This is a genomic window from Streptomyces sp. NBC_01304 (genome assembly GCF_035975855.1).
Lineage (GTDB): Bacteria > Actinomycetota > Actinomycetes > Streptomycetales > Streptomycetaceae > Streptomyces.
The window spans coordinates 4,702,995-4,729,825 of sequence record NZ_CP109055.1; the positions used below are offsets into that span (position 1 = coordinate 4,702,995).

The window sequence follows — 26,831 nt, forward strand, 5'->3', positions numbered from 1 at the left end:
TACCTGGGCGACGCGAGTGACGCCTGGCGGCTGTCGTGGTGGGTGGGCATCCCGGTGATCGCCGGCGGCCTGGCGCTCGCGGTGGTCGCGGCGGCGGCCGGTTACGGCGTACGTCGGCGGCGTTCGCGGAGCAACGAGTCGAGGGAGAACACGGACGCCCCGCCGAGCACCAGCGCCAGCCAACCCATGAGATAGGGCAGGTCGTTGCCGTAGTAGTAGGGGTCGGCGCCCCAGCTCCAGGTCAGCCAGAGGCTGAGGCTGATCAGGGCGCCGCCGAGTGCGGCGATCCGGGCGAAGAGGCCGAGCAACGTGCCGATCCCCACGGCGAGTTCACCGAAGGCGATGGCGTACCCGAAACCGACCGGGCTCTTCAGGGCCAGATCGATCAGCCCCGGAATGGCCGCGGAGTCGCGCAGGCCGCGCATCATGTCGCCGATCGAGTCGGTGCCCGAGGCGGACAGGAAGGCGGAGTCCGTCAGTTTGTCGAGGCCCGCGTAGACGAAGGTGACCCCGAGGAAGATCCGCAGCGGCAGCAACGCGTACCGGGACGCGGTCTCCTTCCAGCTGCCCGCCGCATCCGCACCCGTACGGGACGGGTCGGTCCGCATGCCGTGCGCCATGGTGCCCGCCACCTTTCGATTGATCCGTCAACAGACCTCAACAGACCATACGTACAGCGGTTCGGCCCTGCTCACCACAGACGCGGCACGATCCTGCGCCGCGCGGCTCAGTCCATCACCTCGACCGTGACCCGGTTGCTCTCCACCCCCGCGGCGGTCACCACCTGCACCTCCACCTGGCCGGGCTCCACGTCCACCGGCACCGGCACGGTCAGCACCGCGTCCGTGGGGTTGGTGAATCCGCCCGGCACCGGCACCAGCGGGACGTGCACGTGCACCGCCCCGATCCGCACGACCATCCGCGCGAGCCGGTCGGGCGTCTGTGCCCCCGGCGGTACGAAGCCGGCCCCGCGGATCTCGATGTCGTCGCCGGTCCGGATGGGCGCGTCCAGGTCCCCGGCCTCGCGGGCCCGCACCACGGAGAGGATCACCGGCCGCCCGCCCTCGGCGTACTTCCCCGCCACATACGTCGCCGCCGAGACAAGGACCAGGAGCGCGAGCCCCCACGGCAGATCCGGCAGCTGCTCGGGCCGCCGGGCCAGGCGCACCCCCGCGAACAGCACGGCGACCGCGCTGACGAGGGCGTACTGGGCATCGGCGAAGTTGCCGCGGCCCGCGTCGTCGGTGAGCAGATCGGCGGCGCGCGGCCGGTCGGCGCGCACCTTCTGCAGGCGCTGGCCCTGTACGCGCAGCGCGACGACGCGACGTACCAGCACGGCGACCGCACACACCACGGCCAGTACGGTCAACACCCCCGCCCCGCGCGCGAGTTCGAGCCCCGCGATGAGCGCGTCGCGCTCCCCGGGCCCGGAGGCGAAGGCCAGCTCCCAGGCCAGTACGAGCACCGCGAAGACGACCAGCAGCACCCACCCGGCGGCCACGGCGCGCGAGGTGGAGAGACGGTTGTCCTCCCCGATCACCGGCGCGAGCACCCCGCCCCGTGCCCGGTGCAGCTGCGCGACCGCCGCGAGCGCGCCCCCGACCAGGAGCGCGGCGAGCATCCCCGCGGTGCGCGCGGCCGTCCAGCCCGCCCCGATCGCGGTCAGCGCCTGCACCAGGAGCAGGGCGCCCACCGCGCCGGTGAGCACCTGGAGGGTGCGCCGCCAGAGGAGGTGCAGCCAGGCCTCGCCCTCGGCGCGGCTGCGTGTCGCGACTTCTGCCGCGGACTGGGTCAGCTCGTCCGACACCCACTGCCGGGACGCGCCCGCGGAGTGCGCGAGCGCGGCGGGCAGCCCCTCGCCGGTCGCCAACTCGTCGCGCCTGGCGCTGAATTCGGCAACGGCCCGCCGGTGCCCCTCGCGCGCACCGTGCGGACAGTCGCCGCAGGTGCAGCCGCCCCCGTGCACGCTCTGTCTCGCCACTTGCACTGCCACGCGCGAACCCCGTCCGTCCCTCGTCCGTACGCAGCCGCATATCGGGCCGTGTACCTGATCGTGTACCGAGTCGTGAACTTCCTTGCAGAGACAGGGAATTGTGCCGTATGTCAACGGCTTCACATACAGGTCGTCAGGTCAGAGCGAGTGATTGCCCGGTCGGTACGTTGACTTCAGCGCCGTACGGCATCCGGAGCCAACACCCCTACGATGAACGGCACATGCTTGCGCGCGGCCGCGATCAGCACCTGCCGCCCGGCGCCGTCACGGCATTCCACGACGTCGTACGCGTCCGCCACCTGGCGCGGATCGTCCCGGTACGGCGGCCGCACCCGCTGCACCGTCAGGTCGCCCGGCAGCTCCTGGCGCGTCTCGGCGCCGACCGGCGGGGCGCAGGTCGCCTCGAGGACTCCCCGACCGACCACCAGACGCCGGACGTTGCCGGAGTAGGGGGCGTCGACAGCCGCGTACGGAACGTCGCCGAGCACGATCCCCGGGAAGGTCTTCGTGCCAGTGCCCCGCAGGAACTTGGGCTTGACCTTGATGCCTTCGGGCCGGTCCCGGTACCGCAGCACGAGCGGCAGCAGGAGCGCCACCACCGGCACGGACGCGAGCGCCCCGACGGCCGCGGCGGTCCAGCGCGAGCCGAACACCTCGGGCACCATGATCCCGGCCAGGAACCACACCGGGGCCGCCAACACCATCCAGGCCCCGAGCAGCCCCGCCTGCCAGGGATGGCGTACCCGCGTCCGCGCGGCCCAGCGCGGGGTCGCCCAGGCGAGAGCAAGAAGACCCGATCCGAACGGCAGCAGGCCGAGCCCGACGGCCCCGGCCACACTGCTGTTGATCTCCGGGTGGGCGTGGGTGCGCTGCCTCGCGCCGGCCGCGGTGGCGACGTAGCGGATCTCTCCCCGCCAGCGCACCACCGTCACCCGGTCACCCGGACCGACGGAGCCGTACACCGGATCGTCGTCGTCCAGCCTGACGTCCGCCTCGGGCGCACTGCCCTCCCGCAGGGTGAGGTAGTACCGGGTGGACTTCTTCCGGCGCTCCGCCCGCTTGTCCTCGACGGTCGCCTGCCCCGACCGCAGACAGTCCTCGCCGCGCTCCCCGGCCGGGCACGCCCGGGCCGCCCGGAAGTCCGTCACCTCGGCCTCGGACCTCGGCTGCACCACCGCGAGCAGGAACGCGGCCACCATGAGGCACACCGCTCCGGCCACGACCGACACGATCGTCCGCGCCCGGCCCGGCCGGGTTCCGTCCGCCCCCGTCACCCCACCCATTGCACGCACACTCCCGCTCAGGACAGCAGGTCCGGCTCCCCCCTGCTGATGTCCTGCCACAATGCCTGATAGCTGATCCAGGCGACCAGATCGCTGCCGAGTTGCTCCCGCATCGAGACCGCCTGCTTGTGGTCGATCAGGATGGGCCGCCCGGCCGCCCGCGCGTCCAGCTGCACCTGGCAGGAGCGCTCCATGGTGAGGAACCACCAGGCCGCCGCGTCCACCGTGTCGCCGACGGTGAGCAGCCCGTGGTTGCGCAGGATCAGGGCCTTGTGGGCGCCGAGCGCGTCCGCGATCCGGCGGCCCTCCTCGGCGTCCACGGCCACGCCCGTCACGGAGTTGTAGAGCGCGTGGTCCGCGTAGAAGGCGCAGGCCTCCTGGGTGATCGGGTCGAGCAGCTCGCCGAGCGTGGACAGGGCGCGGCCCTTCAGCGAGTGACAGTGAGCCACCGCGACCACGTCCGGCCGCGCGGCGTGCACCTGCGCGTGCACCGTGAAGGCGGCCTGGTTCACATGGGAGCGGCCCTGGACGACCTGTCCCTCGCCGTTGACCAGGATCAGATCGCTCACGGTGATGTGCTTGAAGGGCATCCCGAAGGGGTTCACCCAGTAGCAGTCAGTGAACTCCGGGTCCCGCGCGGTGATGTGGCCCGAGACGCCGTCCTCGAAACCGAACCGCCCGAAGAGCCGCAGCGCCCCCGCAAGCCGCTCCTTGCGATGGCGCCGCTCGTCGGCGAGCGACTCGTGGACGGGCGGCAGGGAGAACTGCAGCTGGTCGGTGGGTATCGGCGTGGGCTGGCCGGGCGCGTGCGTCGACATGGACCGGAAGGTACCTGTGAGTAGCACAGGAGGACAGAGCCAGGCTGTGAAGAGAGTGAGCCGACCGCGCCGAATTCTTCGGGAATCCAGAAAGAATCCAGACAGGAGGTGTCTGGTATTCGCTCCACACTGAACGCATGTCGTTCAACTGGGAAGCCTTCACCGCAGCCGAACCGACCCTCGCGAAGACCGTCGAAGACCGCTTCACCGCCTTCACCCACCACACCCTCGCGACCCTCCGCAAGGACGGCACCCCGCGTCTGACGGGGCTCGAAGTCCGTTTCCTGGCAGGCGAGTTCTGGCTCGGCATGATGCCGGGCTCGGCCAAGGCACTCGACCTGCAACGCGACCCTCGCTTCAGCATCATGGCCAACCCGGGCGCCGGCGGTGACATGCCCGACGGCGACGCCCGCATCGCGGGCCGCGCGATCGAGGTGACCGACCCGGAGGTCCGGGCGCGCTACACGGGCGTGGTCGATCCGCCCGACCCGGACTCCTTCCACCTCTTCCGTACGGAGCTGACCGAGGTGGTCAGGACGTACCTGGAGGCGAACGAGATCGTCGTCGACCTCTGGAAGCCGGGCCGGCAGGTGCGTTCGTTCCGCAGGTCGTAGCCGTACGCAGCCGAAGGCGCCGCCCGCATCCCGCGCGGGCGGCGCCTTCGGTCACGTACTGCCGGTGGGAACTACTCCCACTCGATGGTGCCCGGCGGCTTGCTCGTCACGTCGAGCACCACGCGGTTCACATCGGCCACCTCGTTGGTGATCCGGGTCGAGATCTTCGCGAGCACCTCGTACGGCATCCGCGTCCAGTCCGCCGTCATGGCGTCCTCGGACGAGACGGGGCGCAGGACGATCGGGTGGCCGTACGTCCGGCCGTCACCCTGCACGCCCACGCTGCGCACGTCCGCGAGCAGGACGACCGGGCACTGCCAGATGTCCCGGTCGAGGCCGGCCGCGGTGAGCTCCTCGCGGGCGATGGCGTCGGCCTCGCGCAGCAGGTCCAGGCGCTCCTTGGTGACCTCGCCGACGATGCGGATGCCGAGGCCGGGGCCCGGGAAGGGCTGGCGCTGGACGATCTCGTCCGGCAGGCCGAGCTCCTGGCCGACCATGCGGACCTCGTCCTTGAACAGCTTGCGCAGCGGCTCGACGAGCTCGAACTCGATGTCGTCGGGGAGGCCGCCGACGTTGTGGTGCGACTTGATGTTGGCGGTGCCGGTGCCGCCACCGGACTCGACCACGTCCGGGTACAGCGTGCCCTGCACGAGGAAGCCGACCGCCGGACCCGCGTCGGCGATGATGTCGGCCTGCGCCTGCTCGAAGACCCGGATGAACTCGCGGCCGATGATCTTTCGCTTGGTCTCGGGGTCGGAGACACCGGCCAGCGCGTTCAGGAAGCGCTCCTCGGCGTCGACGACCACGAGGTTCGCGCCGGTCGCGGCCACGAAGTCCTTCTCGACCTGCTCGGTCTCGCCCTTGCGCATCAGCCCGTGGTCGACGTACACGCACGTCAGCTGGGAGCCGATGGCCTTCTGCACGAGCGCCGCGGCGACCGCCGAGTCCACGCCGCCGGACAGGCCGCAGATGGCGCGCTTGTCGCCGACCTGCTCGCGGATGAGGGCGACCTGCTCCTCGATGACATTGCCGGTGGTCCAGTTCGGGGTGAGCCCCGCGCCCCGGTACAGGAAGTGCTCGAGCACCTGCTGGCCGTGCGTGGAGTGCATGACCTCCGGGTGGTACTGGACGCCGTACAGCTTCTTCTCGTCGTTCTCGAAGGCGGCGACCGGTACGACGTCGGTGGACGCCGAGACGGTGAAGCCCTCGGGGGCGGCGGAGCAGGCGTCGCCGTGCGACATCCACACGGACTGCTCGTCCGGGGTGCCCTCGAAGAGGGTCGAGCCGGACTTGCTCACGTGCAGCGGCGTACGTCCGTACTCACGGGCGCCGTTGTCGTCGACGGTGCCGCCGAGCGTCGTGGCCATGAGCTGGAAGCCGTAGCACATGCCGAAGACCGGGACCCCGGCCTCGAAGAGCTCGCGGTCGAGGCGGGGCGCGCCCGGCGCGTACACCGACGAGGGGCCGCCGGACAGGATGATCGCCGCGGGGTTCTTGGCGAGCATCTCGGCGACCGGCATGGTGCTGGGCACGATCTCGCTGTAGACCCGGGCCTCACGCACACGGCGGGCGATGAGCTGGGCGTACTGGGCGCCGAAGTCGACGACCAGGACGGTGTCGGGAGCGGCGGCAGCGGGGGCCGCTCCGGCGTCGGCGGAGGGGGAGGCTGGGGGCACGGCGGCGGCCTTCCGGCATCGAGCAGGGAACTGCAGCGTGCAGAGCAGGGTTCTGCGAGCAGGGATCTGCAGGTGTCTGGTGTTTCGTCGATTCTAACGGGGCTCGGGACCGCCTTTTCGTCTCACCATCCGAACCCGGACTGCCCCGGATGGCGTCTCACCATCCGAACCCCGGCCGGTCCCGGATTGACCGGGCCCGCGCCCGTGGGGTCATACTGTTCCCGTGACCAAGCACCTCAGCTTCCTCTTTACCTATGGCAACCGGCCCGCCGGCTGCCATGGTCGAGCTGCTTGATCCACTGACAAGCGACTTCCCAGGCGCCCCGGGCCGACAGGCCCGGGGCGCGCTGTGTTTTCCGGGCCGAGTCGCCGCTCGGGGCCTACGCACCAAGGAGCCCCGCCATGACCACCACCACGACCGAGAAGACCGGCGCCCGCACGACCGAGGCCGCCGACCTCATCGGCAACGCCCGGACACGCATCGACGCCCTCGACGACCGCATCATCGGTCTCGTACAGGAACGGATGGCCGTCTCGGCGGTGATCCAGGAGGCGCGGATCACATCGGGCGGCCGCCGCGTGAACCTCTCCCGCGAGATGGAAGTCCTCGCCCACTACAGCGACGCCGTGGGCAAGCCGGGCACCGCGCTCGCCATGACGCTGCTGGAGCTGTGCCGGGGCCGGATCTGAGGGCCGGTCCGAGGGGCCGGACCTGAGTTCGGGCGCGCTCTCACCCGTACGGCGCGTGACCGGTGAGCGACGGACTTCGTTGGTCCCGGTGTCCGTGCCAGCCAGGGGCGGGCCCGTAGAAACCACGCGTGGCTCCGCTGGAGCGATGAGACGTACGGATCGGCTGTGCCGGTGTCGTACGTCGTGGGACCTCGCTTCAGTTCGTGACCGGACAGCAGGGGACAGCAGCCCGGTCACATTGAGAAAGATTGGCCGGCTCCGGGGACGCCCGGGGCCGGCCAACGGTTCTTCTGGCCGAAACGGTTGCGCGGGCCGCGAATCATCCACCACGATGCGTAGAGGCACGCAGTCCCAACTGCCGTACTCCACAAGCCTATTGCCAAAGGTCGAGACCAGCCGCGCGCCCCTCGTGCGCCGGGTCGCCGACCAGCTCCCGCATCCAGCGGCGCACCCCCCGGCGCCGCTCCGCAACACCGACTCTGCCCTGACGTCGGTGTGGCAGCGAAGGGCCCCGCGGATCCGCTCCGCGGGGCCCTTCGCCGTGCCCAACCAACTTTCGGGGCAAGCTACTTGGCGACCTGCTCCAGCTTGGTCAGCTGAGCGTCGATCAGCTTCTGCGGAACCGTGCCGGGAGTGCTGCTCCCGATGTTGCCGGAGTAGAAGACGGCCACGGTCGAGCCACTGCGGAAGACGTTGAACGTCACCGCCTGGGTGTCCCCGTCGTCGCCCTTCGTCATCATGCTGTACGCGACGCCCTCGTCGCCGCCCTTCGGGTCGGGCAGCGCCTTGGTCTGGGAGAACCCACCACCGTCGGCGTCGAACTTCTGGCACTTGCCCACGGCGGCGCGCACATCGGCGACGATCTTCGTCGCATCGGCCTGCTCGTGCGCGAGCAGCCCGACGATGTTCATCGAGGAGAAGTCCGTGGGCATCCCCATGGCCGCGGCGCGGGCCTTGGCCTCCGGGTGGCTGTTGATGGTGGCGGCGTCGGCGAGCGCCTGGCACTCCGCACCCACCGTGATCGGCTTCTCCAGGTCCCCGCCGGGGCCGCCGTCGAACTTGAGGCCCGGCACGTCGCTGCCCGAGACGAGGGCCTTCTTCAACTGGGCCTCGGTGAGCGGCCCGGCGCCCTTCGGCTCCTCGGAGGGCTTGTCGGAGGGCTCGTCCGAAGCCTTGTCGTCGCCTCCGCCGGTGGTGCCGGCCGAGGCACCCTTGGACGGCTTGGTCGGCTTGTCGTCGGCCTTGTCGTCGCCCCCGCCACAGGCGGCGGTGAACCCGAGGGCGGCCACGACGGAGGCGGCAAGGAGTACTCGGGAAACGGTGGACCTCGTGGACTTCAACGTGCTCACGCACCCTTCTTCAACTTGGCGAGCTGCGCTTCGATGACCTCGGCCGGGACTTCCGTCTTCTCCGGCTCCAGGTAGTTCAAGGTGGACGCGGCGACCAAGGTCGAACCGCTGCGCACGACCGTGACGAACATCGGCATCTTGTCGCCGTCGAAGTCACCGCTCACGCGGTACGAGACCGCCTCGTCCCCCACCTCCGGCGCGGGCAGAGCCTTGACGCCGTCGTACTTCATCTCGAGGTGCTCGTACTTGCCGCCGCACTTCTCCACGGAGGTACGCAGATCACCGATGACCTTCTCGGCATCGGCCTGCTCGTGCGAGAGCAGCACGAGCGAAGTGTAGTTGGCGTCGGTGGAGTCCTTGCCGGCGGGCGTGATGTTGCGGCCGAGCGAGGCCTTGGCCTCGGGCTGCGTGCCGAAGAAGAACATGTCCGCGACGGCCTGGCAGGCCTCGGGCTTCGCGGGCATGTTCAGGTTGAGGATCTCGTCCTTGGCCTTGGCCTCGAACTTGTAACCCGCGACATCGCCCTTGCCGACGATGACTTCCGCCAACTGCGCGGCACTGAGCGCGCCCGCGGCGGCCTTCTTCGGCTTGTCCGCCTGCGCGGCCGCCGCCTTGGAGGGCGAGGGCCGCTCCTTGCCCTCCGCGCTGTCGCCCTTGCCGCCACAGCCGGCGGCGGTAAATCCCAGAGCAGCCACGACCAGTGCGGACACCGCACCCCGCGACAGAGTTGCCTTCAACGTTCCCTGCTTTCACGTTCTCCGGGCACACGCACCCATGGCGTACCCGGAGGTAATGAAAGGCCCAAGTCTCGGCCCTGAACAGGGAATTCCGGTAACGATCGGAGATCGCCGAAAAGGTTGTACGGGGCCTCATCACGGGCCGGCAACGGCTGCGCTCCGCCGGGGTGGGCTCCGCCGGGGCGCGTGGCCGGGTCAGTCGTCGTAGTCCTCGGCGAGGCGGAGGCCCAGGTCTCGTTCCCAGTCCTGGGCCCAGTGGCGGATCTCTGCGATCTGTTCGTCGGTCAGGCCGTACGCCGCGAACTCCTCGTCGCTCACCCAGACCAGGGCCTCCAGGCGGTCGCGCAGCTCGCGGAGGTCGAAGTCCTCCGCATTCCGGGCGCCGAGCCGCTCCAGTTCGGCCATCGGATGGTCGGCGCTCATGGCATGCACGTCGATCGCGTCCCGGGGAAGGCCACGGTCGCCGAGCGCCCGCATCTTCGTGGCCACGACATCGGCGATGTCGATGACGGGCCCGACGTCCATGACGACCGGGGGCCGCCAGAGCACCTCCTTGAGCAGGTCGACCTCGCAACTCGCCTCGGTGACGGGATCGGTGGCCAGGAGGCGGGCCAGGCGTGGGGTCACGCTGACGTTCGAGATGCGCCAGCCACGCTTCCCCAGGCCCGCGGTCAGGACCTCGACGATGTCCTCTATCGGCGCCGGGTCCTGCGTGGCGAAGTCGAGGTCCTGGCTCGGCCGGCTGACGACGCCGTGCGCCTGGACGGCGTACCCGCCCATCAGCGCCAGACCGAACACACCACCCACCTCGAACGCATCCGCCAGCAGTCGGCGATGCAGTTCCGGCATCCTCACGCGCTACCGGCCTCTCGAAGCTCGGCGAACGTGTCCTCCCAGACGGTGCGCACACCTCGGCCGAGCATCTTGCGCAGGATGGGCCAATGGGCGACCAGAAGGTCCCCGTCGAGGTACGCGACGAAGTCGTCCCGCAGTCCGTTGTTGAGGACGATCCGGTACATCCCGAGCAGCAGCTTGGTGTTCCCCAGATCGAAGGCGCGCAGCCCGGACCAGGCCAGGTGCAGCGGCAGCTCGACCGTGCCGGTCACCGGCCCGGCCAGCTCGTCGAGCGATCCGGGCAGCCGGTCGGCGCCGTAGCTCCACCGCGCGAATGCCTGAGGATTCCGGTCTCCGTCCACGCCGCCAGTATGCCGCGCACGCTGCGTGAGGGCCCCGCGATTCATGCAGCAACCACCGCCTCGGCCGCGACTCCGAGCTCGAACCAGAGCAGCTTGCCGCCCCGCCCGAAGAGGTCGTCCCCCAGCGGGTAACCGCCCCAGTCATCGGCCCACAGCCGGACGAGGAGGAGGCCGCGCCCGCCATCGTCCTCGTCGGCCGCCGGGGCGGTCCGCAGTGGCCTCGACGGACGGTCGAAAGGGGGCGGGATGTGCGGGTTGGAGTCCCACACCCCGACCCTCAGACGTCCGCCCTCACCCCCACGCACCCGCATCGCCGCCGCGCCCTTTGCATGCCGGTATGCATTGGTGACCATCTCCGAGGTCAACAGCTCGGCTGTATCGAGGAGTTCGGGCATGCCATGCCCTGCGAGTGCGGCCCGGAGGGTCATGCGGGCGACGCGCGGAGCACGCGGATCGTGGGGCAAGTGAAGGGCGTACGACCAGGGTTCGGGCGGGGATACGGTGACCATGAGCTCCGCCTGCGGTGGGGGAATCGGGTTCACCAACGGGCTCGGCCGGGCGGTGGCATGTCGCGTTCGCGAGGGGACGCGGAGCGCTTCCGGCTTACGGGCCAGGCCAGTTGGGCGGCTTGGGACTCACCGTAGCGGCGCCCGTAGAATGGTTCCTACGGAATCTGCGGATGTATCCGACGTTCCACCCGTGTGGGTGACGGACGACAAGGAAGCGGACGAGCATGCCACCGAGGCCAACCCCCACCGCACGCCAGCTCCGCCTGGGAGTTGAGCTGCGCAAGCTGCGAGAGCAAGCCGGACTGACCGCTCGCGAGGCGGGCGAGATGCTCGGCGCCAACCAGGCGCGCATCAGCAACATCGAAACGGGGCGCTTCGGCCTCAGCGAACAGCGCATCCGCACCCTCGCCCGGAACTACGACTGCACCGACGAACCTCTCGTCGACGCCCTCGTCGCCATGGCGTCCGATCGGAAACGTGGCTGGTGGGAGGAGTATCGCGACACCTTGTCGCCCCGCATGCTGGACTTGGCCGAGATGGAGCACCACGCCAAGGCCCTACGCGTCGCCCAGGTCATCAACATCCCCGGCTTGCTCCAGACTCCCGAGCACGCCCGCGCGCTCTTCCGCGAAGTAGTCCCCGCCCTACGCCCGCACGAGATCGAGTACCGCGTCTCCCACCGCATCAAGCGCCAGGCCATCCTGTTCCGGGATGAGCCGATGCCGTACACCGCGATCATCCACGAGGCCGCCCTGCGCATGCAGTTCGGCGGACGCGAAGTGGCTCGCGCCCAGTTGGCCCACCTGGTCGAGACGAGCGAGTCACCTCACGTCTCGCTGCGCGTCATCCCCTTCGACGGCACCTCGTTCCCCACCGTTGGGCACGGCCTCGACTACGCCTACGGCCCCGTACCGGCACTCGATACCGCACAACTGGACGCGGCCCATGGCAGCGAACTCATCGATGCATCAGCACAGTTGACCAAGTACCGACTGGTGCTGGACCGCATGGAGAAGGCCACCCTGGAGCCGGACCCGTCCCGCACCCTCATCCAGCGCATCGCCCAGGGCACCTGAAAGGCCACCATGACCAACCTGACCTGGCAGAAGTCCACGTACAGCGAGGAGGCGTCCTCCTGCGTCTACGTCGCCACCACCCCCGCCGGAACGATCCACCTCCGCGAAAGCGACGACCCCGAGGTGATCCTGAGCGCGTCCCCCGACTCCCTGCTCGCCCTGATACGAGCCCTCAGGAGCCGCGCTTCTTGAGGCGAGGGGCTTCGTGGGGGGAAAGTGCCACCAGGCGGCCCGATATGCCCGATACAACTGCCCCTTTTCCCCCACGCACCCCCAGGAGGCCTCCCCTCCGGGGCGTACGTCGGCCCGCGAGCCACCGCAAGCAACAAGCACACCTTGTGACTCAGGCCACATAAGAATTCTGTGAATGCCCGCACAACCATTCACACCCATCACAGGTCACACATGCGAACCAACGGCCACACCTGTACCTCCATACGGGAGGGCCCCCGACCTGTGCCGCGCTTGCCCGCGTGGACACCGCACCTCCCGAGGTCTTCATGAAGCTTCGCCGTGTCATGGCCGCTGCGGCCGTTACGGCCGTCATAGCCCCCGCCGCTCTGCTGTCGGCGACGGCTGCGTACGCGACGGAGGAGACGCCCGGCGCGACGCCGAGTGCCTCGGAGACCACGCCGGAGACGGGCACACCGACGCCGACCGCGCCCGAGACGACGCCGGAGACGGGCACACCGACGCCGAGCGCCTCCGAGACCACGCCGGAGACCGGCACCCCGACGCCGACCGCGTCCGAGACCACGCCGGGCGCCACCCCGACCGCGACGGAGAGCGAGACGGTCTCCCCGTCGCCGGACCCGGACGAGTGCACCACCGTGACGGACGGCGCGAGCATCGAGACGACCCTCACCGGGCTGCCCTCGAAGATCGTCGCCGGCTCGGGCTGGCACAACTTCACCTACGAGGCGACGAACACCTCCGACCAGGAGATGCACGCCATTCAGGCGTATGTCGACGTCATCGGTATCGACGGGGCAGACCTCGAGGTGATCTCCAAGTACCTCTCGGTCGAGTGGAAGAGCGAGTCCGGCTGGGAGTCGATCGCCGACACGGCCGGCTACTTCGGCACCGCCGAGAAGGTCGCCGCGGGCGAGACCATCACCGCTGAGCTGCGCGTGAAGGTCGACGCCAAGGCCCCGGCCGGCTACGGCTACGCGTTCAGCTCCGGCGTCTACGTCTCCGAGGACGGCGACTGCGAGTTCAGCGAAGACATGATGTTCGAGTTCGACATCCTCGCCGCGGGCAGCAAGCCGGGCAAGGTTCCGCCCGCCAAGGGCAAGCCGGGCAAGGGCAACAAGCCTGCCCCGCAGGGCGGCCACGAGGAGATCGACGGCAACCTCGCCTCGACCGGCTCCAGCTCCCAGCTCCCCGTCATCGGCCTGATCGGCGGCATCACCATCGTCGCCGGTGCCGGAGTCGTCTTCGCGATGAAGCGCCGCAAGAGCGCCGACGCCGCGTAAGGCACGGCAACACCCCACACACGTAAGGGACCTGCGCTCGGAGGGGGGCGCAGGTCCCTTTCGCATGCCTCACTTCAACGGCTTCGTACGCGCTACTTCTTCGGCGGAACCGCCGGCATCCCCAGGAACGGCAGCTTCAGCGCGCCGAACGCATCCGCCGGCACCACCGGCGACTTGGGCGTCACAGCCGTGAGCCGCGCATACTCCGAGCCCTGGGCCGGACGCGCGTCCGCCTCGCCCTTGTTGGGCCACAGCGACATCGCGCGCTCGGCCTGGGCGGTGATCGTCAGGGACGGGTTCACGCCCAGGTTCGCCGTGACCGCGGCGCCGTCCACCACGGAGATGCCCGGGTGGCCGTACAGCCGGTGGTAGGGGTCGATCACCCCGGACTCGGCCGAGTCGCCGATCGGGCAGCCGCCGAGGAAGTGGGCGGTCAGGGGCGTGCCCATCAGCTCGCCCACGTTGGACCCGGCGAAGCCGTTGATCTCCTCGGCCAGCAGGGTCGCGGCCTGCGTCGCCTCGCGGATCTGGTTCGGGTTGGGCGCGCCGTGGCCCTGCCGGGCCGTCAGCAGACCCTTCCCCAGGCCGCCCGGTTTCCGGTACGTCGTCAGGGAGTTGTCCAGGGACTGCATCACCAGGCCGATGATCGTGCGCTCCGACCAGCGGCGGTTGGAGAGCGAACGCATCATCAGCCAGGGGTGCTTGGCACAGTTGCCGAGCCAGCCGAGGACCCGCCGGGAGGAGTAGGGGACCTGGAGGATCGTCATGCCGCCCATGGCGTTCGAGCCCTTGCCGTAGCGGACGGGCTCGATGTGGGTGCTGTCGTTGGGGTGGATGGAGGACGTGATCGCGACGCCCCGCGTGAAGTCCACCTTCGCGGCCCCGTGGCGCTTCTTGTACCGCCTGTTGTCGGTCTGGGCGCCGACCAGGGCCTCGGAGTTCGTGCGGGTCAAGTCGCCCAGTCGAGAGGACAGTTGGGGCAGCAGGCCGGTGTCCTTCATGCGGTGCAGGAGCGTCTGCGTGCCGTACGTGCCCGCCGCGATCACGACCCGCGAAGCCGTGAACGTACGCCCCTGACCCTTCCTCTTCTTGTCCGTCGGCAGCGTGGCCACCGCGAAGCCGCCCCGCGAGTCCTCCGTGACGGAGACGACGGACGTCATCGGGTGGATGACGGCACCCGCCTTCTCCGCCAGATACAGATAGTTCTCGTTGAGGGTGTTCTTCGCGCCGTGCCGGCAGCCCGTCATGCACTCCCCGCACTCGGTGCACGCCTTGCGGGACGGGCCCGCGCCGCCGAAGTAGGGGTCCTGGACCTCCGCGCCGGGCTTGGCCTTCGCCGAGCCGTCGGCATCCGAACCGTCCCCGTAGAAGACCCCGACCGGCGCCATGTGGAAGGAGTCCCCGACCCCCATCGCCTCGGCGGTCGCCTTGAGGTGGACGTCGGATGGGGTCATGGTCGGGTTGAGCCGTACGCCGAGCATGCGCTGCGCCTGGTCGTAGTACGGCTTCAACTCCTCCTGCCAGTCGGTGATGTCCTTCCACTGCGGGTCGTTGAAGAACGCGGCCGGGGGGACGTAGAGCGTGTTGGCGTAGTTGAGCGAACCGCCGCCCACCCCCGCGCCCGCGAGCACCATCACATTGCCGAGCAGATGGATGCGCTGGATGCCGAACAGGCCGAGCGCCGGGGCCCAGAGGTAGTTCTTCAGGTCCCAGGAGTTGCGCGGCAGCGTCTCGCGCGTGAAGCGGCGGCCCGCCTCAAGGACGCCGACGCGGTAGCCCTTCTCCGAAAGCCGCAGCGCGGAGACTGCGCCGCCGAAGCCGGAACCGACGACCACGACGTCGTAGTCGTACGCCTGTTGATTCTGGACAGACTCGTCCTGGGACACCGATACCTCCGTAGAAACCTGCAGGTCAGCGACGTACGAGCAGAAGGGGAAACGGGCGGGTCAGCGGAGGCGGAACACCTTCATCGCCTTCAGGCTGCGGCTCATGAACGCCGCGTACTTCTCGTCGTTCATCCCGAACGAGGGGGCCATCGGCATGATGCGCTGGTGCGCGACCGTCTGCGCCTCGGTGTACTTGAGGATGCCCTCGGAGCCGTGCCGGCGGCCGAGGCCGGACTCCTTCATGCCGCCCATCGGGGACTGGACGCTGCCGTACGCGGGCGCGTAGCCCTCGTTGACGTTGACGGTGCCGGTACGCAGCCGGGCAGCGACCGCCCGGCCCCTGCGCCCGTCCTTCGTCCAGACCGACGAATTGAGGCCGTACGGCGTCGCGTTGGCGAGCTCGACCGCCTTGTCCTCGTCCTTGAAGCGGTAGATGGAGACGACCGGGCCGAAGGTCTCCTCGGTGCACACCGCCATCGGGTCCTCGACGCCGTCCAGGATGGTCGGCTCGAAGAAGAAGGGGCCGATGTCGGGACGGGCGACGCCGCCCGCGACCAGCGTCGCGCCCTTCGCGACGGCCTCCTCGACGTGCCGCTTGACCGTCTCGATCTGGCGCTCGCCGACGAGCGAGCCCATGTCGGCGCCGTACGCGAGGGACTTGCCGAGGCGCATCGCCTTGGTACGGGCGGCGAAGCGCTCCACGAACGCGTCGGCGATCGACTCGTGGACGTACAACCGCTCGATGGAGATGCAGAGTTGACCGGCGGAGGAGAAGCAGGCGCGGACCGCACCGGCCGCGGCCTTCTCCACGTCCGCGTCGTGGAGCACCAACATGGCGTTCTTGCCGCCGAGTTCGAGCGATACGCCGACGAGGCGGGCGGCGGCGCCCTGCGCGACCTCGCGTCCCGTGCGGGTCGAGCCGGTGAAGGAGACGTAGTCGGCGTGCTTGACCAACTCCGGGCCGATGACCGGGCCTTCGCCGAGCACGACCTGGAAGACCTCGGCGGGCAGACCGGCCTCGATGAGGAGGTCACGCGCCCAGAGCGCGGTGAGGCAGGTCTCGGTGTCGGGCTTCATCACGACCGCGTTGCCGGACACGAAGGCCGGGAGCGCGTCGCCGACGGAGAGCTCGAAGGGGTAGTTCCAGGGGGCGATCTGGCCTACCACGCCCCGGGGTTGGCGGTTCTCGGTGACCTTGGTGAGGGTCGGCACGGCGCCCGTGTGGCGCTTGGGGCGCAGGTAGGAGGGGGCCTTGCGGCCGTAGTGGCGGGCCGCGACGGCCACCGCCTGGACTTCCTCGTGCGCGTGCAGGCGGGCCTTGCCGGTCTCCAGCTGGATGAGGTCGAGGACCTCGGCCTGGCGGGCGAGCACCAGGTCGTGGAAGCGGAGCAGGACCGCGGCGCGCTGCCGGACCGGCACCTGGGCCCATATGAGCTGGGCCTCGCGGGCCCGCTCGAAGGCGAGGGTCACGTCGTCGGGCGTGGACTCGGGCAGGTCCGCCAGCTTCTCGCCGGTGAACGGGGTGTGGTTGGCCGTCCGCCCACCGCCCACGACACCGCGGGTGAGCTGGGCGACCAGCTCGGGCGTGACGACGTCGGACGCCGTACGGGCGCCTTGGGGGGCCGGGGCGAGGGGGTTCGTGCCGGCGGCGGTGGGGGCGGGGGCCTGCGAGTCCGTCATGGCGTGAGCGTACGGCGCCGGGACCGGTTTGTGTACCCGTCGGTAACGCGCCTTCACCGGCTTTCACGGGCTCCGCACACCGCGCCAGCGATCGCTGGCAGCAAAGGGCCTGATCAGGGGCTTGTCGGCCGCGGCGGGGGGCTCAGTCGAATTTCAGCCGGTCGCGCAGCTGCTTGTACGCGGTCATGCCGCGCTTCTCGGCGGCGGTGCCCTTGGGCATGTCGACGAAGAGCTCGTAGTGGACGCCGCGGTCGGTCACGACGTACAGGGTCACGCGGCGATGAAAGCCCTCGTCCTGGTACGTCGAGTCGACCAGGGCCGCGGGCAGCGGGTCGGCACCGGGACCCCCGGCACCCGGGAGTTCCAACGACGACTGGTAGGCCGTGTCGCCCGCGTTCTGCATCTTCGCCTTCTCGCTCATCGCCCAGGTGCCGACCTCACCGGGACCGCCGTACTGCCGGGTCACGCTCAGCCAGACGTCGTCGTCCCCGGAACGGAACATCACGCGGGTCGTGGTCCGCTCGATCTCCGTGTGGGCCTCGGGCACCGCGAGCCGGGCGCCCAGCTCCTCGAACGTGCGGTAACCGCCGCTCGCCGGGGGCAGGCCGTCTTCCGGGTCCCCGTCCGAGGCGAGGTACAGCCACCCTCCGGTGCCGAGCGCCCCTGCGGCGACCACGCCGGCGAGGCCGGTGAGCAGGCGCCGGCGACCCGGGTCGCGTACGGCCGAAGGCCTGGTGTCGCTGTCCGGGGAGGGGGTGAACTTGCGGGTGGGGGCGGGGTCTTCGGGTGCGGAGAGCCGCTCGGTGGCCGCTTCCGTTCCGGCCTCCGGCTCTTCGGCAGTGACGGCCTCTTCGACCGTACGTCCCGCCGCCGCCTCCCCCAGGAACCGCGTCACCGCCTGAGCCGAAGGCCGCTCCTGCGGCGGCTTCGCCAGGAGCCCCATGATCAGTGGGCCGAGGGCGCCCGCCTGCCGGGGCTGCGGCGGGGTGTCCGTCAGGATCGCGGCCAGCGTCGACTCAAGTGACGTACGCCGGAACGGAGACACGCCCTCGACGGCGGCGTAAAGCAGCACACCGAGCGACCACAGATCGGACTCGGGCCCCACGCTCACGCCCGCCATGCGCTCCGGCGCGATGTAGTCGAGCGAGCCGACGAACTCGCCGGTCACCGTGAGGGTTTCCTCGCCCTGGATGTGCGCGATGCCGAAGTCGGTGAGGACGACGCGACCGTGCGGGCCGATCAGGACGTTCGCGGGCTTCACGTCGCGGTGCAGGATGCCCTTGGCGTGCGCGGCGGCCAGCGCGCCGACGAGGGCGAGGCCGATCCGGGCGGCCTCGGCCGGGGGCAGCGGGCCGCGGTCGAGCACCTGCTGCAGGGACTCGCCGCGGACCAACTCCATGACGATCCAGGGCAGTCCGCCCTCGGTGACCACGTCGTGGATGGCCACCGCGGCGGGGTGCTCGACCCGGGCGGCGGCCCGCGCCTCACGTCTGAGGCGTTCGTACGCCTGCTGGTGCTGGGCCGGGTCGCCCGGTAACTGGGGCTCCTTGACGGCACATTCGCGGCCTACGCGTTCGTCGACCGCGAGCCAGACCGTGCCCATGCCGCCGGAGCCGATGCGCTCGGTGAGGCGGTAGCGGTTGGCTATGAGTCTGTCGCCGGGGGCGGGCATCTCCGGGTCAGAGGTTGTCGAGCTTCAGGCCGGCGATGGCTTCCTTGGCGACCTCGCGCCCACGTTCGGTGAAGTCGCCCTTGCCGGGGTACCTGATCGCGAGCTTGTACATGTCGCCGTTGCCGGTCGCGACGTAGAAGACCTTGGCCTCGCGCGGCGACGACCACTTCTCGTCTCCGTCGTCGTAGGTGAAGGAGTTCTCGGCGGCCTTCTTCTCCTTGTACTTGACCTCGGTGTCGGTCTCGACCTTGGCGGCGTTGTCGTTGCTGAGGTCGCTGGTGCCGTCCTTGAGTTCGGCCACGTCCTGGTACGCCTCGGCGGCCGCGCTGCTGGCGATCTCGTTGGAGGTGTCTTCCGACTTCTTCTTGAAGTCGAGCGTGATGGTGATCGAACCGCTGGGGTCGCTGTACGACAGCCAGTGCTGGGTCTTGGCAGCGTACGTCTCGGGCGCACCAGACTGCTTGTAGTGCCCGGGCATCGACACCGAGGCGTTGAGACCCTTGAACTCCTGCGCGTGGAAACCCTCGGGGGTGTCCCCCGCGAACGGATCCATGACCACGACCACCCCGGCCACCACCAGCGCCACGAGACCGGCCCCGATCCCGAGCAACGCCTTCTTACCGACCCGGATGCCACCCTCGGCGGGCCCACCCACACCACCCGACGCCATCACCTGAGTCGGCGCCGCCACCGGAGGCTTCGCCGCCTCCGTCAGCAACTGCCGCACCCGCGTGGCGTCAGGACGGTGGGCCGCGTCCTTGTTCAGCAGGCCGTTGATCACCTCGGCCAGCGGACCCTGCGCCGAAGCGGGAGCGGCCGGCGTCGCGTTCAAAACCGACTGCAGCGTCGCCGGAGTGTTGTTCCGCCGGAACGGCGACACGCCCTCCGTGGCCGCGTACAGGACCACACCCAGCGACCACAGGTCGGACGCCGGACCCGGCCGCTGCCCCAACACCCGCTCGGGCGCGATGAATTCGGGCGAGCCGACGAAGCCGCCGGTGTCGGTCAGATTGGTCTCGCCCTCGATCTGGGCGATGCCGAAGTCGGTCAGGACCACGCGGTCGTGGCGGCCGAGCATCACGTTGTCCGGCTTGACGTCGCGGTGCAGGATGCCCGCCTGGTGGGCGGCGTCCAAAGCATTCAGGACCTCGAGCCCGACCCGCGCCGCCTCGCGCGCGCCCAGCGTGCCCTCCTGGAGCGCCGCGCCGAGGGAGCGGCCCTGGACGAACTCCATGACGATCCACGGCTGGCCGTCCTCGATCGCCACGTCATGGACGTTGACGACCGCGGGGTGGTCCAGCCGCGCCGCGGCCCGCGCCTCGCGCCGCATGCGCTCGAAGGCGGTCGCCCGCTCCCGCTCGGGCAGGTGGTCGGGGACCCGCGGTTCCTTGACCGCGACCTCACGGTCGACCGTCTCGTCCTTGGCCCGCCAGACCGTGCCCATGCCGCCGGCACCGAGCTTGGACAGCAGCCGGTAGCGGCCCGCGATCAGCCGGCCCGCGCCCGGATCGGGCTGCATCGGCTGCTGCGGGGAGACCTGCGTGGGGATGGCGTGCGCCTGCGGGGGCGGCTGGGGGGCGTGCGGCTGAGGCGCCTGCGGCCGGCCCGGGGCCGCGTGGCCCGGCTGGGTCACGGCCGGCTCCTGCTCGGCGGCGTACGGGTTGGGCCCGTTGCCGCCGCCCGCCTGAGGGTCGTACGCGCCGCCCTGCTGAGACCCGTACGCGCCAGGCCCGTAGGCGCCACCGGCGGCAGCGCCCTGCGGCGGCTGCGGCGGCTGGAGGCCGAAGCTGGTGTGCTCGTCGGGCCCGTAGGAGGCTCCCCCGTTATTGCTCATGCGTCCATCCCTACCGCGTGAGGCGCCCCCAGTTCCAGCCCAGTCCCACGGCGGTCACCGACCCGTGACGCACCGTGCCAGCGTTCGCCGCTTTCGCACCGATTTGGCCATCCTCAGCGCGTCTTGCCCGCCACAAAGGTGTCGAGGGCCATAGCGAACTGCCGCTCGGCCTCCCGCAACCGGCCCACCGGCGCCGAGACCCACAGGTCGTACATCCGGCCGCCCTCCTCCCAGCAGAGGTCGACCGTGTGCCGGGCGCCCTCCGCCGGCGAGGAGCCGTCCCAGGTGAACTCCCACCGCGCGGCGGGCCGTCCGTGGTACACGGTCTCGGTGACCTTGCCGTCGCGATAGCCGGGATTGCCGTCCGGCCCCTCGGCGTGCGCCCGCCGCTGCTCGGCCGCGGGGCCGCCGCGCACCGGCTTCTGCTCCCGGACACCGAGCCGGATGACGTCCCCCGGCGACATGTAGAAGATCCGTGACGCCAGGAGCTTGCGCCGGTAGTTGTCGGGCACGGCGAGGGAGAAGCCCGCGGGATCGTCGACCATCCGGTACCCGGCCGGTACGGGAAGCGGTTCCGTCGGCCCGCCCGTCGAGGGCCCGGGAGTCGCCGACGGAGCCACGGTCGACACGGACGGCGAGGGCCCGTCCTTCCCCGGGTCGTCCCCCTTCCGCATGAGCAGCGCCGCCGCGGAGATCCCCGCCGCGGCCACCGCCGCCGCCGTCGCCGCGGCCACCAGCTTCCCGCTCGGGTGGCGGGGCGTCCCCGCGTCGTGCCGGCCGCCCGGGCCGCGTACCCGCTCGGGCCCGTCGTCCACCCGCGTCGGCGAAAACCAGCGCCGCACCCGCGCGTCCGGCCGGACCGCGGGCATCACCCCTGTCCTGGCATACGCGCGCAGCAGCCGCTCGGCCTCCGCAGCATCGATTCTGCGCAGCGGATCACGGTCCAGGAGTCCCCGTACGAGAGGCAGCAGCGGCCCCGCCTCGACCGGCGGCCGCACCTCCTCCATCAGCACCGCGTGCAATATCCCGCCCAACGAGTCGCGCCGGAACGGCGATTCACCGCTCACCGCCGCGCAGAGCAGCACCCCGAGCGACCACAGATCGGACTCGGGCCCGGCCGCGCCCCCCGACATCCGCTCCGGCGCGGTGTATTCGGGCGACCCGACGAAGGACCCGTACTCGGTGAGCGTCGTGGACCCGGCGACCTGTGCGATCCCGAAGTCGGTGAGCACGACCCGGCCCGTCCCGGTCTCCAGGAGTACGTTCCCGGGCTTGAGGTCGCGGTGCAGCACGCCCTGCTCGTGCGCGGCCCGCAGCGCGCCCAGGAGGTCCCTGCAGAGCCGGGCCGCCTCGGCCGGGCCGAGCGGGCCGTGGGCGGCGATCCGGTCCGCCAGCGAACCGCCTTCGATCAACTCGATGACGATGAAGGGCTGTTCGTCCTGCACGACCACGTCGTGCACGACGATGACGTGCGGATGCCCGATCTGCGCGATGGTGCGCGCCTCCCGCAGCGTCCGCTCGCGGAGCTGGGCGGCCTCCTCTTCGGAGAGCGAGGCGTCGAGCCGGAGTTCCTTCACGGCGACCTGCCGGGCGAGCAGCGTGTCCGTGGCCCGCCAGACGACGCCCATGCCGCCGCGCCCGATCCGGTCGAGCAGCCGGTAACGGCCCGCGATCAGACGGCCGTTGTCCTCCGCCCTGTCTGCCGCGCCCGACGAGCTCGCCATGTCTTCATCATGCCGCACACGTGTGCGGGCTAGTCCCGCGAGTTACAGCCACTCAGCCTGCCGGGGGCTCCCCCCAGCTGCGCAGCACGTGCTCGAACCGCTCGCGCGTCTTGTCCCAGTCCTCGACGGGACCGGACATGTAGATCGCGTACTCCGTGCCGTCCTCGGCGTAGTAGAACTGGTCGATCGCCCGCCGCTCGCCCTTGTAGGCGCCCTGCGCGGTCTCGGTGTAGGTGAACTCCCAGAGCGCGCCCGGCTGGTCGCGGAAGACGTTGGAGACCAGCTTGACCCGGTCGTAGTCGGTCCGCTTGCCCACCTGCTTCTCCAGGTCCAGGGCGTGGATGTAGGGGTTCTCGAAGTCCGGACTCTCGTTGACTCCGATCCGCAGCAGATGGCGGCCGTTGTCGGGCGTGTAGTCGATCTGCCCGCCGTCGGTCTGCCGCTTCCAGTCTTTCGGTACGGGAACGACGAAGCCCTCGACGGGATCCTTCTTGCGCACCCAGCCGGCCGGAAGGCCGCCCTTCTGGCTCTGCACCTGCTCGTCTGCCTGCGGTTTTCCACCGCCGCCGTGCTGGTCCCGGTAGTCCAGGTACTTCACGACCCCGAACGTGCCGCCGACCCCGACGAGCGCGGCCGCGACCACGAGCGCGAGGACGGAGCGCCAAGTCCGCTTCTTCGGCGGCGCGTTCCCGCGGAAGGTCGCGAGGTCCGCCTCGCTCACCCGCTGGGTGGGCACGTACGCCTGCGCGGTCTGCGGACGCCGCCCCTCACCGGCCTCCGCGAGCATCTGCTCGGTCTCCTCCATGCCCGGCCGGGAGAGCGGATCCTTGCGCAGGAGCGCGGTGATGACGGGCGCGAGCGGCCCCGCGTACTCCATCACGTCGGGCTCGTCCTCGACGACCGCCTGCATGGTCATCAGCGGCGACGTACGGCGAAAGGGCGAGCACCCCTCGACCGCCGCGTACAGCGTGGCGCCGAGCGCCCAGAGGTCGGCGGCAGGTCCCGGATCGGCCCCGCGCACCCGCTCGGGCGCCAAATAGTCGATGGAACCAACGAGTTCACCGGTCTTCGTAATGGTCGAATCGCCCTCGATCGCGGCAATCCCGAAGTCCGTGAGCAGCACCCGGCCGTCGCGCGAGAGCAGCACATTGGCCGGTTTCACATCCCTGTGCAGCACGCCCGCGCCATGGGCGGCCCGCAGCGCGCGCAGCACCCACAGGCCGATCCGGGCGGCCTCGACCGGATGGACGCGCTCCTCGTCCCTGATGGCGTCGGCGAGGGAACGTCCGTCGACGAGCTCCATGACGATCCATGGCCGCTCGTCGTACTCGAAGACGTCATGGACGGTGACGACCGCGGAATGGTTGATCCGGGCCGCCGCCCGCGCCTCCTTCTGGGTGCGCGCGAGCAGCACGGCGCGCTCGCCCTCGGAGACGTACAGCGCGGCCGTGAGCTCCTTGAGCGCGACGGTGCGATGCAGCACTTCGTCATGCGCGCGCCACACCTTGCCCATGCCGCCTCGGCCCAGGCTCTCGCCTATCCGATAACGGCCCGCCAGCAGCATGCCCTGCGCCTTGCCTTGGGTCTGGTCCACGTTCCCCCGCCTGTCCCTGCTTGAGGTCAGACTAAGGAGCGGGCGAGTCCGTTCGTAACCCGGGACGCCGCGTGAGACCGCACTGTGATGAGACCGATGGGTGCGCGGGGTTCCGGATTTCGTGCGCCGGGTTCAGGTTTTGGGCCGGTACGTCGCCGAAGCCTGCTCGAAGAGACGGGTGACCTCGTCCCGCTCGGACTCCGGCCCCTTGATCATGACGACGTGGTAGCGGCCGTCGATGAGCATCGCGGAGTTGCGTACGAAGACCTCGTTGTCGCCCTCGAACCAGGTGAACTGGCCCTCGGCGCTGATGCGATCGCCCACCGAGACCTGCCGCATGCCCGACGAGCTGGCCCAGGAGGAGTCGCGGAAGGGCTGCAACTCGCGCTCGTTCTCCCGCTGGTACTCCAGGGGGTCGCCGGTGGTGCCCTCGACGGTGTCCCGGCCGGGCACGACGGTCAGCTCGAACTTGCCGCCGGAGTACTTGACCTGGCCCTTGCCGTTCTTGGCGTGCCGGTCCCAGCCGCTCGCCACGGCGAGCTGGAAGCCCTCCAGGTCCCGGCGCAGGACGAAGCCCTTGGGCAGATCGGGCGCGCCGGACTGCGTCTCGGGCTTGCCGGAGCTCGGGGGCTTGCTCGCCTCGGACTTGTCGGGGCTCGGTTTGTCCGAGGGCGCCTGCGACTCGGGCGCCGAACTGGCCGACCCCGCCTGCCCGGTGCGCCCGCCGTCGTCCTTGCCCTTCGGGTCGGACTTCGGCATGAACATCATGGCGTAGACGACCGCCGCGACCAGGCCGAGCAGGATCAGGACGAGCAGCAGCCGGCCCAGCCTGCGCGGCGGGCGGCCCGGGGGCTGGGGTCGTGGCTGTCGGGGCGGTCGGGATGCGCGGGGCTGCCTGAGCTCGCGGGGCGGCTTCGGCTCCCGCTGGGGGCGGCGTTCGCGCTGGGGTGCGCGCTGTTCCTGCAGCTCGTGCCGCTCGTACGGGGCGCGGGGCGTGCGGGGTCGGTGCTGCTCGCGCTGCTCGTACTGCTCCGGCCGGCCGCGCTTGGTGCCCTGCTCACGGGGGGCCTTGGGCGTGCGGCCCTTCTTGTGCGCACCCTTGTGGGCGCCCCGGCGCTTGCGACGGACGAGCTCGCCCCGGCGGCGTACGACGGGCAGCTTGCGCGGCTCGAAGGGCGGCGTCGGCACCACCTGGGTGCCGGCCTCCGGCTCGGGGGCCGACCGGACGAGGGAGCGCAGCCAGCCGCGCAGCTCCTCGAAGTCGGGGCGCTCGGTGGGGTCCTGGCGGAGCAGCGACTCCACGACGGGGCGCAGCGGGCCGCACTCCTCGGCGAAGGCGGGCGGCTCGGCGCAGACGAGCTGGACGAGTTCGTACGTACTGTCCTCGGGGTAGGGCGCATGGCCCTGCACGGCCCGGAAGAGCAGCGCGCCGAGCGCCCAGAGGTCGGTGGCGGGGCCCACCGGCGCGGCCAGCTGCCAGTTCTCGTGCACGGGTCCGGCCTGCTCGGGCGACCACCGCTCGGTGACCGCTCCTACGACGGTCATCCGGGCCTGACGGGCCCGTTCGGCGTCGAGGGGGGTGAGCGGGCCCTTGTGGCGGGGCGGCTCGGGGGCCTGGAGTTCGTCCCAGCGGCCGGTGGGCTTGGACAGCGGGGTGGGGGCTGGCGCTTGAGCGGGGTTGCGGGCCTGGGTGGGCGCGGGGGCTTGAGTGGGTGTGAAGGCCTGGGTGGGCGCGAAGGCAGGGTCGAGCTGCTCCTCGGGGCCGAACTCCGGGGCGTTTCGGCCCACTTGTGGCCCGGTGGGGAGCAGCCCCGACGTCTGCTGTGCTTGTGGTGCCTGCTGTGTCTGCGGTGCCTGCTGGTTCGGCCTTGCAGCCTGGCTTTCGCCCTGCTCGCCGGTGGGCCGGGTCGCGGCGGGGCGCGGTACGGCCCCGTGCCACAGGGCCACGGGCTCCTTGCCCGAGGCCGCTCCGGCGCCGGGAGCGCGCACTTGGCCGGCGACGCCGTACGGATCGGCTATCCGGCCCGGCGGCGCGGCATCCGTCCCCGGCTCGTCGGGGCGGGGCCCCGGCAGGGCGGCGCGGTGCTCCTCGCTCACCCGGGCGGCGGCCGCGGCACGCGCTCCGGCGCGGTACGCCGCGATGGCTCCGGCCCGTGCGGCCCGCGCATCGCCCGGCGGGAACGGCTCTCGGGTCCCGGCGGCGCCGTCGGGCCGCGGGGCCAACTCCATGCCCCGGTCGGTGACTTCACCGCCGCCGGTGTCCTCCGCCGCACGCGCGGCCTCTATCGCGGCATGCCCGCGGGACTCGTGACGAGGCTCCTGCGGGGGCGCGGGGGGCTCCTCCTCCACCGCGCCGAGAGGCTCCGGCACCGGGTCGTACCCGCAGAGCGCCTCCTCGGCGGCGCCCGCCGCGAGCCCGGTCAGCATGATGCGCCCGTCGTCGCAGACGAGGACCGTGCGCACGGTGATGTTCCGGTGCACCCACCCGTGCACATGCAGGGCACGCAGCGCCGTCAGCACATCAGAGGCGACCTCCGCGGCCCGATAGGGCGAGAGCGGCCGCTCGGCTATCAGCGCGGCCAGCGGCAACGCCGCCACGACCTCGCTCACGATCCACAGCGAGCCGCCCTCGGCGAACACGTCGAAGACCTGGTCGAGCCGTGGGTGGTCGGGGATCTGCGCGGCGGCCTGCGCGGCCTCGATGGCGCGGCGCACCGCGGGATCCGTGGGCCGCCGCGTGGTCCGCGAGGCCCGCCGGGGCACCGGGGCACCGGAGTCGTCGAGCACTTCGGCCTCGACGACCTCGGGCAACGGCACCTGCCGGACCAGTACTTCCTGTCCGCTGTAGGTGTCGAAGGCGCGGGTCTCGGCGAATTCGTACTCGTCGGAGGGCGGCAGCGGCAGGCGGTAGCGGTCGGCGAGCACCCGCCCCGCGTAGTCGTCCACGTCGCCTCCCCGCCAGCGTGCGCACCTCGATTCCGGCCCGCATCACCGCCCGCAAATACGCCAAGTCCGGTCGATATCC

At 71.0% G+C, this 26,831-nt stretch carries 22 protein-coding genes; 5 read left to right on the forward strand and 17 right to left on the reverse strand.

Features of this window, described 5'->3' with window-relative positions:
* Positions 1 to 101: 101 nt before the first annotated feature.
* The 4 genes from OG430_RS20500 to OG430_RS20515 form a co-directional block, all read right to left on the reverse strand.
* Positions 102 to 620, reverse strand: coding sequence for a DoxX family protein (locus OG430_RS20500; RefSeq protein ID WP_327354005.1), 519 nt, complete (start codon positions 618 to 620; stop codon positions 102 to 104).
* A gap of 107 nt (positions 621 to 727) precedes the next feature.
* Positions 728 to 1,993 carry a hypothetical protein gene (locus tag OG430_RS20505; protein ID WP_327354006.1) on the reverse strand — a complete coding sequence of 422 codons (1,266 nt, stop codon included), beginning with the start codon at positions 1,991 to 1,993 and terminating at the stop codon, positions 728 to 730.
* Between the two features lie 173 nt (positions 1,994 to 2,166).
* Complete coding sequence (locus OG430_RS20510) at positions 2,167 to 3,276, reverse strand: hypothetical protein (protein ID WP_327354007.1); 1,110 nt, start codon at positions 3,274 to 3,276, stop codon at positions 2,167 to 2,169.
* 17 nt (positions 3,277 to 3,293) lie between these two features.
* The gene (locus OG430_RS20515; protein WP_327354008.1) at positions 3,294 to 4,094 is read right to left on the reverse strand and encodes a class II aldolase/adducin family protein; all 801 of its coding nucleotides are present in this window, start codon (positions 4,092 to 4,094) and stop codon (positions 3,294 to 3,296) included.
* Between the two features lie 137 nt (positions 4,095 to 4,231).
* Here OG430_RS20515 and OG430_RS20520 point away from each other — a divergent pair, with 137 nt between their 5' ends.
* The gene (locus OG430_RS20520; RefSeq protein WP_327354009.1) at positions 4,232 to 4,708 is read left to right on the forward strand and encodes a pyridoxamine 5'-phosphate oxidase family protein; all 477 of its coding nucleotides are present in this window, start codon (positions 4,232 to 4,234) and stop codon (positions 4,706 to 4,708) included.
* 71 nt (positions 4,709 to 4,779) lie between these two features.
* Here the strand turns inward: OG430_RS20520 and guaA are convergent, their stop codons facing one another.
* Positions 4,780 to 6,384, reverse strand: coding sequence for a glutamine-hydrolyzing GMP synthase (gene guaA / locus OG430_RS20525; protein WP_442816527.1), 1,605 nt, complete (start codon positions 6,382 to 6,384; stop codon positions 4,780 to 4,782).
* Positions 6,385 to 6,786: 402 nt separating this feature from the next.
* On the opposite strand from guaA, the gene OG430_RS20530 reads away from it, so the two are divergent.
* Positions 6,787 to 7,074, forward strand: a complete 288-nt coding sequence (locus tag OG430_RS20530; protein WP_327354010.1) for a chorismate mutase — start codon at positions 6,787 to 6,789, stop codon at positions 7,072 to 7,074.
* 566 nt (positions 7,075 to 7,640) lie between these two features.
* Here OG430_RS20530 and OG430_RS20535 read toward each other — a convergent pair.
* The 5 genes from OG430_RS20535 to OG430_RS20555 all read right to left on the reverse strand — a co-directional run bounded on the left by OG430_RS20535 (position 7,641) and on the right by OG430_RS20555 (position 10,865).
* A complete protein-coding gene (locus OG430_RS20535) occupies positions 7,641 to 8,423 on the reverse strand; it encodes a hypothetical protein (protein WP_327354011.1) in 783 nt (260 codons plus the stop codon).
* Positions 8,420 to 9,160, reverse strand: a complete 741-nt coding sequence (locus tag OG430_RS20540; protein WP_327354012.1) for a hypothetical protein — start codon at positions 9,158 to 9,160, stop codon at positions 8,420 to 8,422. Before OG430_RS20540 ends, OG430_RS20535 begins: the two co-directional genes overlap by 4 nt.
* Before the next feature lie 195 nt (positions 9,161 to 9,355).
* Complete coding sequence (locus tag OG430_RS20545; protein WP_327354013.1) at positions 9,356 to 10,015, reverse strand: nucleotidyl transferase AbiEii/AbiGii toxin family protein; 660 nt, start codon at positions 10,013 to 10,015, stop codon at positions 9,356 to 9,358.
* The gene (locus OG430_RS20550) at positions 10,012 to 10,356 is read right to left on the reverse strand and encodes a hypothetical protein (RefSeq protein ID WP_327354014.1); all 345 of its coding nucleotides are present in this window, start codon (positions 10,354 to 10,356) and stop codon (positions 10,012 to 10,014) included. Before OG430_RS20550 ends, OG430_RS20545 begins: the two co-directional genes overlap by 4 nt.
* A 41-nt stretch (positions 10,357 to 10,397) precedes the next feature.
* Complete coding sequence (locus OG430_RS20555) at positions 10,398 to 10,865, reverse strand: ATP-binding protein (protein ID WP_327354015.1); 468 nt, start codon at positions 10,863 to 10,865, stop codon at positions 10,398 to 10,400.
* A 224-nt stretch (positions 10,866 to 11,089) separates the two neighbouring features.
* Between OG430_RS20555 and OG430_RS20560 the strand changes: the two genes are divergently transcribed.
* The 3 genes from OG430_RS20560 to OG430_RS20570 all read left to right on the forward strand — a co-directional run bounded on the left by OG430_RS20560 (position 11,090) and on the right by OG430_RS20570 (position 13,416).
* The gene (locus OG430_RS20560) at positions 11,090 to 11,941 is read left to right on the forward strand and encodes a helix-turn-helix domain-containing protein (RefSeq protein WP_327354016.1); all 852 of its coding nucleotides are present in this window, start codon (positions 11,090 to 11,092) and stop codon (positions 11,939 to 11,941) included.
* A 9-nt stretch (positions 11,942 to 11,950) separates the two neighbouring features.
* Complete coding sequence (locus OG430_RS20565) at positions 11,951 to 12,133, forward strand: DUF397 domain-containing protein (RefSeq protein ID WP_327354017.1); 183 nt, start codon at positions 11,951 to 11,953, stop codon at positions 12,131 to 12,133.
* A 281-nt stretch (positions 12,134 to 12,414) separates the two neighbouring features.
* The gene (locus OG430_RS20570; RefSeq protein WP_327354018.1) at positions 12,415 to 13,416 is read left to right on the forward strand and encodes an LPXTG cell wall anchor domain-containing protein; all 1,002 of its coding nucleotides are present in this window, start codon (positions 12,415 to 12,417) and stop codon (positions 13,414 to 13,416) included.
* Positions 13,417 to 13,508: 92 nt separating this feature from the next.
* On the opposite strand, the gene OG430_RS20575 is transcribed toward OG430_RS20570, so the two are convergent.
* From OG430_RS20575 to OG430_RS20605, 7 genes are all read right to left on the reverse strand, one after another.
* Entirely contained in the window at positions 13,509 to 15,302 is a 1,794-nt protein-coding gene (locus OG430_RS20575) for a GMC family oxidoreductase (RefSeq protein WP_327354020.1), read from the reverse strand.
* 60 nt (positions 15,303 to 15,362) lie between these two features.
* Positions 15,363 to 16,982: a succinic semialdehyde dehydrogenase gene (locus OG430_RS20580; RefSeq protein ID WP_327354021.1), complete on the reverse strand. Its 1,620-nt coding sequence runs from the start codon at positions 16,980 to 16,982 to the stop codon at positions 15,363 to 15,365.
* A gap of 142 nt (positions 16,983 to 17,124) precedes the next feature.
* Positions 17,125 to 18,654: a serine/threonine-protein kinase gene (locus OG430_RS20585; protein WP_327354022.1), complete on the reverse strand. Its 1,530-nt coding sequence runs from the start codon at positions 18,652 to 18,654 to the stop codon at positions 17,125 to 17,127.
* A gap of 7 nt (positions 18,655 to 18,661) precedes the next feature.
* Positions 18,662 to 20,488, reverse strand: coding sequence for a serine/threonine-protein kinase (locus OG430_RS20590; protein WP_327354023.1), 1,827 nt, complete (start codon positions 20,486 to 20,488; stop codon positions 18,662 to 18,664).
* 113 nt (positions 20,489 to 20,601) lie between these two features.
* Positions 20,602 to 22,212, reverse strand: a complete 1,611-nt coding sequence (locus OG430_RS20595; protein ID WP_327354024.1) for a serine/threonine-protein kinase — start codon at positions 22,210 to 22,212, stop codon at positions 20,602 to 20,604.
* A gap of 52 nt (positions 22,213 to 22,264) precedes the next feature.
* Positions 22,265 to 23,776, reverse strand: a complete 1,512-nt coding sequence (locus OG430_RS20600) for a serine/threonine-protein kinase (protein WP_442816726.1) — start codon at positions 23,774 to 23,776, stop codon at positions 22,265 to 22,267.
* 162 nt (positions 23,777 to 23,938) lie between these two features.
* A complete protein-coding gene (locus OG430_RS20605; RefSeq protein ID WP_327354026.1) occupies positions 23,939 to 26,752 on the reverse strand; it encodes a protein kinase in 2,814 nt (937 codons plus the stop codon).
* Between the last annotated feature and the right edge of the window lie 79 nt (positions 26,753 to 26,831).

What these genes read in the sequence shown, in the direction of transcription:
- OG430_RS20590 (WP_327354023.1), bottom strand. Translation starts at nt 20,488, where the DNA reads ATGAGCAATAACGGGGGAGCCTCCTACGGGCCCGACGAGCACACCAGC.
- OG430_RS20520 (WP_327354009.1), top strand. Translation starts at nt 4,232, where the DNA reads ATGTCGTTCAACTGGGAAGCCTTCACCGCAGCCGAACCGACCCTCGCG.
- OG430_RS20560 (WP_327354016.1), top strand. Translation starts at nt 11,090, where the DNA reads ATGCCACCGAGGCCAACCCCCACCGCACGCCAGCTCCGCCTGGGAGTT.
- OG430_RS20515 (WP_327354008.1), bottom strand. Translation starts at nt 4,094, where the DNA reads ATGTCGACGCACGCGCCCGGCCAGCCCACGCCGATACCCACCGACCAG.
- OG430_RS20580 (WP_327354021.1), bottom strand. Translation starts at nt 16,982, where the DNA reads ATGACGGACTCGCAGGCCCCCGCCCCCACCGCCGCCGGCACGAACCCC.
- OG430_RS20510 (WP_327354007.1), bottom strand. Translation starts at nt 3,276, where the DNA reads ATGGGTGGGGTGACGGGGGCGGACGGAACCCGGCCGGGCCGGGCGCGG.
- OG430_RS20600 (WP_442816726.1), bottom strand. Translation starts at nt 23,776, where the DNA reads ATGCTGCTGGCGGGCCGTTATCGGATAGGCGAGAGCCTGGGCCGAGGC.
- OG430_RS20530 (WP_327354010.1), top strand. Translation starts at nt 6,787, where the DNA reads ATGACCACCACCACGACCGAGAAGACCGGCGCCCGCACGACCGAGGCC.
- OG430_RS20565 (WP_327354017.1), top strand. Translation starts at nt 11,951, where the DNA reads ATGACCAACCTGACCTGGCAGAAGTCCACGTACAGCGAGGAGGCGTCC.
- OG430_RS20595 (WP_327354024.1), bottom strand. Translation starts at nt 22,212, where the DNA reads ATGGCGAGCTCGTCGGGCGCGGCAGACAGGGCGGAGGACAACGGCCGT.
- OG430_RS20585 (WP_327354022.1), bottom strand. Translation starts at nt 18,654, where the DNA reads ATGCCCGCCCCCGGCGACAGACTCATAGCCAACCGCTACCGCCTCACC.
- OG430_RS20555 (WP_327354015.1), bottom strand. Translation starts at nt 10,865, where the DNA reads ATGGTCACCGTATCCCCGCCCGAACCCTGGTCGTACGCCCTTCACTTG.
- OG430_RS20500 (WP_327354005.1), bottom strand. Translation starts at nt 620, where the DNA reads ATGGCGCACGGCATGCGGACCGACCCGTCCCGTACGGGTGCGGATGCG.